This is a genomic window from Aeromonas sp. JL9, from assembly GCF_024436075.1.
In the GTDB taxonomy this organism is placed as follows: Bacteria; Pseudomonadota; Gammaproteobacteria; order Enterobacterales; family Aeromonadaceae; genus Aeromonas; species Aeromonas veronii.
On record NZ_JANFNV010000031.1, the window covers coordinates 1 to 13006 of the forward strand.

Sequence of the window (13006 nt, forward strand, 5' to 3'; positions counted from 1 at the left end):
GATGACGTGAGCGCGTTAAGGATCAGGGTGTTCACGTTGGCCGGAATGGCTGTTCAACTTCGCCGGAATACGCACCGTGAATCGTGAGAGACATATCCGAAGCGCATATCTGCACGACGCATACAAATAGCGATATCACGCAGTTAATCCTGCACGACAAAATTAATCGCAAACAACGATTGATATTGAGCAAAGTAACAGTGAAGTGAAACGACGGTAAAAAGGATACAAGCGAGGATGTAGATAACAATGGGGCGAAGGGGCAGATTGGATAACCACGAGTAAAACGGCAAAAATAATGCCGCTCAAAGGCGGCATTATTCAATCTCTGAACCTGACGAATTAGATCAGGAAATCGTTCAGGTCTTTACCCAGTGCTACTTGAGCAGCAATGGCTTTCGGCATACGGCCTTGACCGGTCCAGGTTTTTTCCTGGCCATCTTCTTCGTACTTGTATTTAGCCGGACGCGGAGCACGCTTGCTCTTGGCAGCACCAGTCGCAGCAGCCGGAGCTGCGGCAGTCGCCAGCAGCTCGCGAGGATCAATACCCGCCTGCTGCAGCATTTCGGTGAATTCATTCAGCTTGCGCTGACGCTCTTCCTGTTCAGCACGCTCCTGTTCAACAGAATCGGCGCGCTCTTGGTAAACCAGGTCAAACTTCTCTTTAGCTTCCAGCAGTTGCTCAAACGGCAGCTCACGAATAGCCGCACGCAGACTGCGAATGTTCAGCAGAACTTTCAGAAACTCGTTCATTATTTCCTCACAAAAAAGTCGGTTACAGGGATAACTGTTTCAGAATAGCATGGACAATTCGCGAGAACATACAGTTTTTCTATATTAACGTTCTTTTTTTCTTAAATTTCACCATCAAGATCGAATGCTTGCCACTATCAATAACAAACTGGCTGGAATGCAGATCTTCTGGGTAGAGAGGTGATTACCATCTTGTGTTCAAGAAACATAGGTATTTCAAGACTCATTAATTTCCAGTTCAACATCCAACAAAACTAACTCGGTAACCTGCTTTATAAGCCTGAGCGCACATTTCTACCATACGTTCAACATCATGTGACAAAACTACGCCTATCTGTTTAGCAATGAACACATCTAGACCCTGTCCCTTTACCCGATGATGAGGGTGATATCCCAATTGACTATCAACCCATTCAACACCCTCAACAAAATCATATATCAATCAATTAGTTGTAATCATCACATGACATTTCAAATATGTCGTTCATAGCCCGTTTGACAGACGCATGCGTCCGAAAACAGACTGTTCAGATACTGGTAGTCCAGAAGGTAAAAAATAAAAGCCAGGTGTTTTTAACGGCTGGCTTTCTATGTATCCAAATAGCACTATTTATTTTTGGTTATATTCTTGCCTGATTGGTCAACACCGGTAATCACAGCCTGTGAAGCAGATCCAGTTAAAAGGGGCTCGGTTGGATAGAGCTTAAGTGCTTCAGCTCGCATCGCATTGGCCTCCTCTGTACGACCCAATGCATTAAGCGCGATCACCATATTAGCGTATATGTTGGCACGCGGTGTATGGCGTACGAATGCCTGCCCCCACTCCAGATAAGCTTCCAGTTCGGTCTTGTTATTTGTCTGCAAACCCACCATCAGACGAACTGAGTTCACATCAAATTCCACTCGGGTCAACCAAGCAATGGGATTGATGATATCAAGTAGCAAAGTCGGCTCTTTATACCCACCTCTTTCGTACTTGGTGACTACCCATGCGGTGTGAATTGCTGTGAGCATAAAGGGAACAACCAGCAGCGGGATAGCGATCGCCATAAATCGCAGTAACAGCCATGGGCGGCATTCCATATCCCACCATGATGAGAACTCCTGACTCGCCAGGTTGATCTCTTCAATTTCGGTATCGATGATATAAATCAGCGTCAGCAACAACCACCACAACACGATCGCATGGTAGAGAGGGTATTCCGTCTGGGTATGTAGCAATATCGGTATAACCAGGGCAAGCAGCCCCATAGCATTTACCCAATGTGCACTGCCCAGACGCCATAATAATGCACCGCCCATGATCACCATGCCGACCATGGGTGCAATACCGCCCTCAACAGCCCAATAGAGAAACTCGTTGTGGGGGTGGTCAAGATTGTACTCAATCTGCACCATAGACGGATTCAGTGCTTTATCAGCCATGTAGTGATGGAGAAAAACAGATTCAAAACTGCCGTATCCCCATCCACTCCAGGGAGCCTGTGCAATCAGTTTTACCGCATAAGGCCAGTAAATAGAGCGCATACCACCGGACTGATAGATCTCTAATCCGCGTTTTGCTCCAGCCTGCCAATATTGTGATAACAGGCCAATCGCTACAGCCAAAATAACCAGACCCAATATCCGCCATAGCAGCCGCTGTCGATAAAGCTGAGGCATCAGTAAAAACAGTGTTAGCAGACCGCCTAACTGTCCCACTCGGGATTGCAAAACAACGAGCAGCAGTACTGCAGATAGAATGACGGCAGAGTGCAACGCCATCAGCAATCGCCTCCCCTCTCGGCGTAATTCCAGCCAGATAGCAAGGGCAAGGCCAGTTGCCATAAACGTCGCCATCACGTTTGGCTGTTGAAAGATCCCGTATGGGCGATTGGCTTTGGTGTCATAGCCAATCCAGTTCCCCGGCGTCAACAGATAGAATTGCACCAGACCCAGCAATGCCTCCATCGCGATCGCGATCAGAATGAGATAGAGCAAGCGATCACGCTGCACCTTATCAAAGCGCCATTGATAGAGTCCAAACAAAAACAGCAGACCAGCAAAAAGTCCCAGCAATCGGGGAATGGCATAATCCTTGAATGCAAAATCAGGATAGAGCATCGGGAGCAGTAGCAAGAGAGCTCCTATCCATAAACCCGCTTGTAATGGAGAAAAGACAAGACGTTGACGTAACGTCACCTGCCACAATCCCAATCCAATAGCCAGCGAGGCAAACACCCATCCCCACGCGTTAAAGGGCAAATACAGCCCGGCGCCTCCGGGGTTGTGCATAAAAAAGTGCATGCCCAACAACCAATAAGCGATAAAAAGTACGCCAAACAAAACACCTAAGTATTTAATCATCATGCATTCCTAGCATAATTCCCTCACATTGCCATATATCTTAGGCTGGTAATAAAAGGGCGAGCAGTGTACAACTGCTCGCCCTGTTTGATGAAGAAAGATCAGTCCTATGGCAACTTTCGATTACTGCAGCTCAGTCAAGCCGTAAAGACCATTCTTGCGACTCAACATTTGGCCTCCATCCCGAGTCAAAGGAACCCATCCAATGCTTCCTTTCGCGGTTGTTGGCTTGAGTAGCATCAAATCAAACGGTATCGTCACATAAATTCCTTTGGTAAAGCTACCTTCACCATACTCGTCCGCAGAAACATCTGTAAATGTTGCATACCCCCCCAAGATAACCCCCGAATCAAACCGCTTGGAAAAGTCGAATGTAGCGCCTTTGTCACCAGCTAAATACTGACCCACGGAAACTTTGGCAGTAACATTATTCATGAATGGTAACTGCCAATACGCAGTAACATGTCCGGTCATTACATCATAATCAGCCATTTTCAGGGTGTTGTTCCAGTCTCGCTGTTTCACCCAGTTTGCATCAACACCAATGGCCCAAGTCTTACCGTATGGGCGATAGAGCACCTCACTCCCAACGCCGGCATACATCATCTCCAAATAACCACCATAAGCTTGCCCGTACCAATCTTGAGCAAGTGGTTGCATATGGGTTAACTGCAAGTTGTTGAGTAATACATTAGAAGAATCGACATACTCACGAATCCACGTCCGAACTCGTGGTAAGGCTGCGCCATCTGGAGGAGGGGCTTTATAATTGAACTCATCGTAGTTATTCACAAGATTGACAAACAGCGTACCTTGCAAACTGTTGTTTGCATTTATACGCCAATCGGCATTTGCGTTAATGCCTAACTGATACATATAGAAAGATTCAGCACCACCAAATGATTGCGTTAGATCTGGGTCAAAAGAGTATGAAAAAGCTTTGCGCTCAGATGCATAGATGGATTCTCCCTGAATTTTTCCTGCAGCCTGAACCGTCGATTTTTCATGCTGTTCTTCTCCCAACACCTGTACCACATTGGCACGACGAACAGATGGGAGATCGATGCGGGTCTCTTGCAACTGGAAGTTCGCCTTACGTTCAACAACATTCAGCTCATCAACTGTACTAGGCAGATAACTTGCGGCTAACAAAGAGGTTCTCTTTATCGCCTCACTCTTATTACGATACTTGCTCTGCTTACCGATGACAGTCACAGAATTGGTGGTTGTGTAAAACTCTGTATCCTGCCAACCAGCATTCTCTTTCAAATCGGCGGTTAGTGCCTTCCACTTAACATCAGTCAAGGTGGCAGGAACTTGGTCAGGCTGATAAATGGATCTCGGCTGATCAATATGAGCGGGTTTCATATCATTAAAGTTAGTCCGAAAAGTCACCCCCCACATCAAGGTGTTTCCTCTCTGCCAGCTTAGATGGCTATCCATATTCTCGAAGACTCGGTACACAGCCCCTATATTCCAAGGTGAGTCTTGAGATATATGGCCAGCGAACTCTTTGCTATAATCATTGCCATCATATTCCAGCTTCAACCTAAGTGGCTGCCATGGTGTTTGATATTCAATACCACCGAAGAGTGCTGCTGGCCCATGAAACAAACTATCAAACTCAAACTTACCACCACTACCGGTGAAGCTATTATTTCTTTGACACCAGCTATCCTTATACTCACAAAACGGGTTTTTAATATTACCACTTTCGGCCATATTTCCCCAGCCGATACCGATCGTAAAATCAAATGGACCATAGCGTTTGCTAGCCGTCATAAACTCACTATCAAAGAGACCGGTCCCCATTAAATCTCTAAAGCCCACGGAAACCTGTGGCAGATAGTTAGATTCTTTCCAGAGACGGAACTTGAAATCCATCGCTTTGTCTTTATAGGTTTGATCACCACTAAAATCTTCGTTCGGACTATATTTTCTTGTTCTTACATCAGTGTATCTTAGTGTCGCCTCAAACCAATCAAATGGCTGTGCAGAAATGGACCATCGACGATACTGGTCATTATCAACATAGTTGGCACTGAATTCACCTGTTTTGGCCATTCGTGCAGTAGGCATTTGAAGCAGCCCCACCCCACCGAAGTCACCTTGTGAGGGACCATAAGGATCAATAACAGACTCTGCAGCACAAACCGCCCCTGAAACAAAGATTGCAATATATTTCAATTTAGGCAGCATCATTCTGGCACTCGATTAGCAATCAGATTGGCAATACGAATATTGATATCCTTATATTGCTCTGGAAGGATTTGGGAATCAAAACCGACAAACAGCGTAGCTCCCGCCATAGGTTCACGATGCAGTTTGTTCCAATTAGCGACAGGAACGCGGCTGATAAAACCGTCAGGCTGGATCAGGAATGCTTCATGCTGCGCAGCGCCAGCCAACAAGCGGTAATCCTGCCAATAGGTTGCCAAACTGGCACCAGGCTGAAGCAGCTGCTTACTGCGACCGTTAATCAGTCCGACGAAGTAGATAAAATCGGGCCTTGAAGCAAGAAAAAGTGTGTACTGCCCTTTCAACAGTGGATTACCATGCGGGTCAACTCTGGATTTAGCAGGGTCTAATGCGATTGACAAACGACCACTGACAGGAACTTTGTCCAGCTCTTGTAGTAACTGCTGAGTTGACTGGATCAATGCACCTTTGTCACCCTCTTGCATCCAAAATACCTGAAGAGATTTAAGATCTTTGAGCAATTGTTCTTTAGTCGCCTGAAATTCCGCTATGGTTTTTTCATTCGCTATTTGTGCAGTACGCCAATATATATCATCTGGCAATTGAACATTAAATAACAGGTCTGCAAGTCTGGCTCCATCATGCAACTCAATCTTCGCTGTAGCATGACGTTCAAAAATCACGTTTACATCAGCTTGAGCCAAAGCAAAAAATGGTATGAGACCGATCGTCAGGTATCTTTTCATAATGCGTACGGCTTTAATATTGTCATTTCAATCACCGGCAAGTCCGGCCCCAATTGCTGCTGGCTTTTTAATACTCTGCCTGTACTAGGTTCAAACCAATAGTAATTATGCCAGGAGTTCTGGTCATGTCCGAGACTGACCAACTCGTCAATCAACATAACATCATGTGATTTATCAAGGATTAACAACATTTCTGGAACAGCAGATATAAACTTAGCCCGCATGTTATATCCACTCACATAATCCTTTTCCCATTCAGCAGTATACTGCCAAGACATGGAATCTAGGTTCAAAGATATATCGGGTACATTTACCATTTTTTGTAATGGATCAGGCCAAGTCGATGCCACTAAATAGAGATCATTTTCCAAACCCACCGTCTTGTATAGTCGACCTGATTTGGTAACAAAAAGCTTATTATCAGAACTCACCCAGCTCAATGAACCATCAGGATCTGCAAACGCAAGTACTACCAATGCCTGCGGGTTATCACCAACTCGCAGATAAGCACTGGCATAAGGTAATTCTCGCACCTTTTCAGCAGTTACCTGCACATCATCCACCCCCAAAAGGGCATAACGGAGCGTTGCATAGGTATCAGAACTGGTGGCAGAACAACCACTCAAGAGTAACAATCCCAAAGGTACAAACAAACGAAGATAAAACATAGACGGGTCACTCAGTGGAATTGGAAAATGATTGCAAAGTGACAAAAATAAGGCTGCCAATATGGCAGCCTTATTACAATACCAAACAACTTACTTGGTAGCAGTAGTTGTGTTAGTGCTGGTACTGGTCGAGTCGTCGTTTGCCTCTGAAATAACAACCGCTGCCAGTACGGCAGCACCAACACCGACAGCAACCAAAGAGGTGGTACCAACAGCCGCAGTGCCCGCTGTGGAACCCGCTGCAGTCCCTGTGGTTTCTTCAGCAGCAAAAGCATTTGAAGAAAGAACCAACAGAGCAGCCAGAGTCAACGCTGATTTTTTCATTACTAGTTTCCTTGTGTAAACATTATTTAAAGTACTAACAGGATATCGTGAAACAAACCAATAAGCCAGAGTAAGTCGCTCAGATGAGCCCTTAATCAATTACGATAGTGTACGTCCCATTGCATGCCGTACCAGCACGATCATAACGCCTAACATGCCACCAAGCAAAGTCCCCAATACGGCTATCAACGCTCGCTTAGGTTTCGCTTTCTCTTCAGCTACCACAGCAGGATCAAGGGTTTTAAACACATACTCTTGATTTACTTCCGTCAACATCAAGGTCTTGGTCTGATCCTCGATCAGCTGATAGAACACTTTTTGCATATCTGCGACCGGTGTTTTTTCAAGTTGCGCCTTGAGATAGCTGATGTTGCGTGTCGCATCAGTTTGATCCCGCAACTTCATAGCCTCATTGAGATCAGCTACCAACCAGTCAACCCATTGCTTAGCAGATTCGGGGGAGTAGTACTCCACTGCCACCGTAACTAACCCTGATTTGGCATCCTTACTAATGCTGGCAATATCGTGAAATTTCTTAACCAGCTCCCAATCCGTTGGTTCAACAGACTTTCCTGGAGGAACCTCACGCACCCACTTGTTGCTCGTGACATCGTAGGCATTTTCATCAATCACCAATTCGCCGGTCGCCTTATCTGCTTTGGTAACAGCCATCAACGGCACTTCCAACTGATGTTGGCGGATAAAGCGACTTAGGAATTGGCGGGATTTTCCAATTTCGACCGCTATGGCCGTCTTGTCCGGACCACCGCCACCACTGAGATTTACGCCAGCCAAGCTAGCAAGACCACCAAACTGGGCAGCAATGGCGGCAAGTCCCCCCCCCTGCTGCTCAGCAGATGGCGCAAGCAAGGCCTCTGAACGATAGATATTTGGCAGTGATATTGCAAAAATGACGGCTATTACCGCACCAACCAAGGTACTGACAACTATCCACCACTTACCACGCCAAAGCGCCACGAGCAGTTCACGCAAATCTATTTCATCTTCCCCCGCCCCATTCATTGCTACTGGCAAGGGAGGGTGTTCTTTTACTTGTGTCATAACAAACCAGATCTCAGAAGAGTCAGGTGGCCTTCACCACCTGACTGAATGGGTTATCAAATAAACTTTGCCATTACTTGATTGCATTCCATGCGACACCCAGTTGATAGAGGATCTGGGTTGCAGAAGTCATGATGCTCAGGTTATCCAGATAGTCAGAATCAACAGGCACCACGATCGTATCACCCGGCTCTAAGCTCTTGCGACCACCAAACCAGCTATCACCTGGCAGCATCACACTACCATTGGCCTTGATAACGTAGATACGGTCGGTATCAGCCTGTTTCTTGGTCCCTCCAGCACGGCTCAAGTAATCATTAACACTCAAGTTACCATCGTAAACATGGGAAGAGGGGAACTGCACCATACCCTGAATAGATACCACATTTTGCAATGCGGGCACATAGAGTTTGTCGCCATCTTGCAGCATCACATCAGCTTGCTTGTCGCCAGACAAGATCGCTGGCATATCGATAGTCATACGACCAACCGCCTTGCTGTTTTCCAGCTGATTAACTACTGTCATCGCTTCGGCAGGTGAGCTGGTATAGTTTGCAATACTGGATTGACGACGCAGTGTCATGGTCGCAATCTCTTGCTTGAGTTCATCACGCAGCAACGCGATGCGTTCTGCTTCCTGTTTACGCAGCGCTTCACGCGCAAAAACAGCACCATTCGGGTTAGCATAGGCGGTAATACCGCCCACTCTCTGGATCAAATCCTGCAGACTTTCACCCCGACGGACCGTGTAAGTACCCGGATACTTCACCTCACCAAATACTTGTACTGTTGCCTCTTCACGCCATTGCGGATGAGGCAAAACATTCAGACTGTCTTTGGACTGTACCTGAGGCGCTCCCAAAACTCGATTGGCTGTTGGTAGATCCAAGCGCGAATTTTCAATTGATATATTATCTCCCACTTCATTAATACGTGAGAGCTCGATGATACTAGCCTGCTCATTCAGCCCACCTGCTGCGACCAATAGATCATGTGTGGTGGTAACCCGACTGATTGGATACACTCCCGGAAACTTCACTTCACCCCGTACTTCAGCAATCTGCACCGGTTTTCCTTGAGCAGCCTGAGCTTTCAGTTTTTCAATTACAGGAGCAAGTAACGCTTGGCGACTGGCAGCGGCTTGCACAACTGTGCTGCTATCAGTCCCCAGTTTTGCAAGGGTCATTTTTTCTGATGTCAATTCTCCTTGACGAACCATGGCACCGGTACTCGAGTCGACAACAGATCGCTGCTCTTGCTGCAATTGCATCGCCAATTGTTGCTGATCAGCAGACGGGGTAACGACCGAGTTATCAGATGTAGATGCCAGTTGACGATGGTTGTCACGCCCGGAATTAGCACCATGAAAAGTAGAGTTATTTATACCATCAAGCGCAGAATTACTAAATATCAGAACCTGATCACGAGGCTGTAACCGCAGATCATCTTCACTCCCAGGGAGTTGAAGTGCACGCCCCAAATTAAATTGCAATACTTCGATATTGCGTAATGCATCCACTTCACGAACCACGAGGGCATAATTCAGATCTGCAGCTGATGTCAAGTCTCGTGAAGCACTTTGCAAAATGCGGCTAATGCGCATACCTGGCTGATAGCTAAACGCACCATCACGAACCACAGCACCTTTCACCATTACAGCCTGACTGTACTCAGTAGTGCTGGGCTTGACTGTTATTTTGTCGCCATCACGTACGACAAACTGACGATCATGATGATTTGACAAGTTCAGATTAAATACCCGCATTCCGGTTTCACCATAGCGAGTCACCGAAATCTCTTTCAGCGCAGCGGCTTTCATCCCACCCGCAAGTCCCAGAACATTGGACAAGGCGGCAGGACCACTCAGCTCGTAAATAGCAGGGCGTTTAACCAGACCATCGATACTCACCTCACTCCCTTTGGCTGGGATAAACACCGTATCACCAGAGCGCAGGCGGATATCTTGGCTGGTATCACCCCATACCAACATCTTATAGAGATCAACATCGATAACTTTCTGACCTGCACGCTTGACCTGGATCTTTCGCAGTGACCCAACGGTATCGATACCACCCGCGGCCTGCAAAGCCTGGGTTACGGTAGCCATACCATTGACGTTGTAAGCACCGGGGCGATAGGCATCCCCCATCACAAAGACCTGCATGGTGCGCAAAGCGCCAAAACTGATAAACGCTTCAACACCAATCTTCTGCTCTTTAATCCGGTTTTCCAGTTCAGTGCGCAGTTGCTGAAAGGTTTGACCGCTGGCAGCAATAGGGCCAAGGGAAGGGAAATCGATAAAACCTTCACGGCCAATCGCCAGCGTATAATTTGCATTCTCTTTGCCATAGAGTTGCACCCGGATCTCGTCACCCGGCCCCATCACATAGTCATCAGCAACAGGCATATCAACAACTGGAGCATCAGTTAAAGGTTCACCGGCAAACACGTTATAGCCAAAGGGTTGTAACTCCCCCTCTTGTGCTACACCCGCCAAGAGAGGACGCTGGGATGCCTGGCTATAATCGACTTCACGCGGCGCAGCAACAGGTGCTGTATTGACAGGGGTAACATTAGCTTTTGCCGATGAGGCCCCCAACTGAGATGGGTCAATACCATATTGTGCTGCCAGCGCCTGCTGCTGGGCAGGGGACAACTGTTTAAATTTTGCCATCATCTCAGGCGTCACTTGCGGTGCGGCCAACACTGAGCCGCCGACCAACGCCAGTGAGAGCATCAATCCCTTTTCTATCATTTTTATCAAATCCACCAAATGTAACTAAAGAAAGTAATGCAACTGACATTCAAAATGTCCTTCATCATAACATAGTGAACGCACAATAATATTTGATGTGGTGAGCTAGGCACCTACAAGTCCAACTACATCTTTTGTCACCTAAAAATCGAGCAAATCATACTGAATACCGTCAAGCCTGCTGCTTAATGAATGGGTTGAGGGCTCTCTGAATTAAGAAAATCAATGTCCTCGACCACACTCAGACAGGGTTCATGCGTCAAAGTTTTTTTGGCCTGCCACACCAGATCGCAGATACCATCTGTGGGGTTAAAACCGGTCGGCATACTCAACAACAAGTGGCGAATCTGTTCATGATCAAAGCGGAAACAAGCGCTATCAAGCTCGGCCAAAAACTCCCGCAGTTGTGGCCATGGCAGCATTAACTCAGATGCTTTCATGATCCGGGGATGGGCAGTACCCTCAACCTGCTCACCAATTAGTAGCTCCTCAAACAGCTTCTCACCGGGGCGCAAGCCGGTGATCTTAACCTCGATATCACCAGTGGGGTATTTGTCGCTCTTGAGCTTCAGGCCACTCAAACGGATCATCCGGTGGGCCAAATCAATGATTTTGACTGGCTCGCCCATGTCCAACACAAATACATCCCCACCTTGCCCCATTGCCCCTGCTTGGATCACCAATTGTGATGCCTCAGGAATGGTCATGAAATAACGAATGATGTCTGGGTGGGTCAATGTCAAAGGACCACCATCCCGGATCTGTTTACGAAAGAGTGGCACAACAGAACCAGACGAACCCAGAACATTACCAAAACGCACCATGCAAAAACGGGTTTTCCGCTGTTCAGCAGCCAACGATTGCAACACCAGTTCGGCCAATCGCTTGGTGGTCCCCATGGTGTTAGTAGGGCGTACCGCCTTATCAGTCGAAATCAATACAAAAGTTTCCACCTTTGCTCTGATGGCTGCCTGGGCGCAGTAAAGGGTACCAAAGACGTTATTACGCACCCCTTCAACTACGTTGTATTCAACCAGAGGGACATGCTTGTAAGCCGCAGCATGGTAAACCGTCTGGACCTGGAAAGTGCTCATCACTGCTTGCAAACGATGTTGTCGCTGTACCGACCCCAGCAGTGGCACTATCTCAACTTGCAATCCTTCTTGCCGGCTGATTTCTTGCAATTCTTTATCAATGGCATACAAGCCATATTCAGACAGCTCAAACAACACTAATTGCGCGGGTTTACAACGGATGATCTGGCGACACAATTCAGAGCCGATAGAACCGCCCGCCCCCGTCACCATCACCCGCTTTCCAGAGATATTGGCATTGAGCAACTCTGGGATCGGGACAACCGAATCACGCCCCAACAGGTCCTCAATACTGACCTCTTTAAGCTCATCGATATGGGCCTTCCCCTCAACCAGATCTGCCATACCAGGGATGGAGAGCACCTCACATGGGCACTGTTCTAGTCGATTGATCACCGCTTGCCTGACACTACGCGAGGCACTAGGCATAGCCAGCAAGATTTTTTTAATATCAAAGCGCTCAATCAACCCCTCAATAGCATCGATGCTGTAAACGTTCACCCCTTGGATCACGGTTTTAACCAAAGCAGGATCATCGTCGACAAACGCCACCGGCAAAAACTCCTGCCCTTGATTCAACGCAAGTTGCAACTGTCGCCCGGAAGATCCAGCACCATAAATCAGCACCGCGACCCGTTGCTGACCAGTGCGCTGAACCAGCGCCCGAAAAAACAGCCGCACACCACCGATCAGCAACACTGAAAACGCAAAATAGATAACCGATACCGTTCTAGGAAGTGGAACTTCCATAAAGAATGCCAGCATGACTAGAGACATGGTAGACAGAAGAACGCCGAGTGATACCGTCCACAATACCTTGAAACCAACATATCGTAATACCGCGCGATAAAGCCCTAACCGCATAAATACGAGGATGGTAATTGGCAGCAAGCATGTAAGTATTTGCCAATGTGATAAGCTTTGCAATGGAATATTGGCATCCAGCCTTACCCAATAACCTCCCCAAAACGCCAAGCAGAGTAACAATAAATCTACAAAAATACTAACAGCCTGCTTATAAACTCGGGGAATAGCCAAGAAGTAATCCAACATAATGGC

Annotated in this window: 9 protein-coding genes; all 9 read right to left on the reverse strand. The window is 47.1% G+C overall.

Features of this window, described 5'->3' with window-relative positions; genetic code table 11:
* Nucleotides 1-342 precede the first annotated feature (342 nt).
* The 9 genes from NOM06_RS17395 to NOM06_RS17435 all read right to left on the reverse strand — a co-directional run bounded on the left by NOM06_RS17395 (nt 343) and on the right by NOM06_RS17435 (nt 13000).
* Nucleotides 343-753: an H-NS family nucleoid-associated regulatory protein gene (locus NOM06_RS17395; RefSeq protein WP_005344269.1), complete on the reverse strand. Its 411-nt coding sequence runs from the start codon at nt 751-753 to the stop codon at nt 343-345.
* A gap of 606 nt (nt 754-1359) precedes the next feature.
* Nucleotides 1360-3099, reverse strand: coding sequence for a PglL family O-oligosaccharyltransferase (locus NOM06_RS17400; protein ID WP_255912574.1), 1740 nt, complete (start codon nt 3097-3099; stop codon nt 1360-1362).
* Between the two features lie 123 nt (nt 3100-3222).
* Nucleotides 3223-5301, reverse strand: coding sequence for a YjbH domain-containing protein (locus NOM06_RS17405; protein WP_255912520.1), 2079 nt, complete (start codon nt 5299-5301; stop codon nt 3223-3225).
* Nucleotides 5298-6044 (reverse strand): capsule biosynthesis GfcC family protein, encoded by a 747-nt coding sequence (locus NOM06_RS17410; protein ID WP_255912521.1) that lies wholly within the window; start codon nt 6042-6044, stop codon nt 5298-5300. Before NOM06_RS17410 ends, NOM06_RS17405 begins: the two co-directional genes overlap by 4 nt.
* Nucleotides 6041-6712 carry a YjbF family lipoprotein gene (locus NOM06_RS17415; protein ID WP_255912523.1) on the reverse strand — a complete coding sequence of 224 codons (672 nt, stop codon included), beginning with the start codon at nt 6710-6712 and terminating at the stop codon, nt 6041-6043. Before NOM06_RS17415 ends, NOM06_RS17410 begins: the two co-directional genes overlap by 4 nt.
* A gap of 90 nt (nt 6713-6802) precedes the next feature.
* Complete coding sequence (yjbE, locus tag NOM06_RS17420) at nt 6803-7036, reverse strand: exopolysaccharide production protein YjbE (protein ID WP_236563270.1); 234 nt, start codon at nt 7034-7036, stop codon at nt 6803-6805.
* A gap of 99 nt (nt 7037-7135) precedes the next feature.
* Nucleotides 7136-8098: a Wzz/FepE/Etk N-terminal domain-containing protein gene (locus tag NOM06_RS17425; RefSeq protein WP_255912525.1), complete on the reverse strand. Its 963-nt coding sequence runs from the start codon at nt 8096-8098 to the stop codon at nt 7136-7138.
* A 73-nt stretch (nt 8099-8171) separates the two neighbouring features.
* Nucleotides 8172-10853, reverse strand: coding sequence for an SLBB domain-containing protein (locus tag NOM06_RS17430; protein ID WP_255912527.1), 2682 nt, complete (start codon nt 10851-10853; stop codon nt 8172-8174).
* A gap of 185 nt (nt 10854-11038) precedes the next feature.
* Nucleotides 11039-13000 carry a nucleoside-diphosphate sugar epimerase/dehydratase gene (locus NOM06_RS17435; RefSeq protein ID WP_305120812.1) on the reverse strand — a complete coding sequence of 654 codons (1962 nt, stop codon included), beginning with the start codon at nt 12998-13000 and terminating at the stop codon, nt 11039-11041.
* Nucleotides 13001-13006: the final 6 nt, after the last annotated feature.

Excerpts from the sequence above, each read along its gene's own strand:
- NOM06_RS17395 (WP_005344269.1), bottom strand. The coding sequence starts at position 753 with ATGAACGAGTTTCTGAAAGTTCTGCTGAACATTCGCAGTCTGCGTGCG.
- NOM06_RS17400 (WP_255912574.1), bottom strand. The coding sequence starts at position 3,099 with ATGATTAAATACTTAGGTGTTTTGTTTGGCGTACTTTTTATCGCTTAT.
- NOM06_RS17405 (WP_255912520.1), bottom strand. The coding sequence starts at position 5,301 with ATGATGCTGCCTAAATTGAAATATATTGCAATCTTTGTTTCAGGGGCG.
- NOM06_RS17410 (WP_255912521.1), bottom strand. The coding sequence starts at position 6,044 with ATGAAAAGATACCTGACGATCGGTCTCATACCATTTTTTGCTTTGGCT.
- NOM06_RS17415 (WP_255912523.1), bottom strand. The coding sequence starts at position 6,712 with ATGTTTTATCTTCGTTTGTTTGTACCTTTGGGATTGTTACTCTTGAGT.
- yjbE (WP_236563270.1), bottom strand. The coding sequence starts at position 7,036 with ATGAAAAAATCAGCGTTGACTCTGGCTGCTCTGTTGGTTCTTTCTTCA.
- NOM06_RS17425 (WP_255912525.1), bottom strand. The coding sequence starts at position 8,098 with ATGACACAAGTAAAAGAACACCCTCCCTTGCCAGTAGCAATGAATGGG.
- NOM06_RS17430 (WP_255912527.1), bottom strand. The coding sequence starts at position 10,853 with ATGATAGAAAAGGGATTGATGCTCTCACTGGCGTTGGTCGGCGGCTCA.
- NOM06_RS17435 (WP_305120812.1), bottom strand. The coding sequence starts at position 13,000 with ATGTTGGATTACTTCTTGGCTATTCCCCGAGTTTATAAGCAGGCTGTT.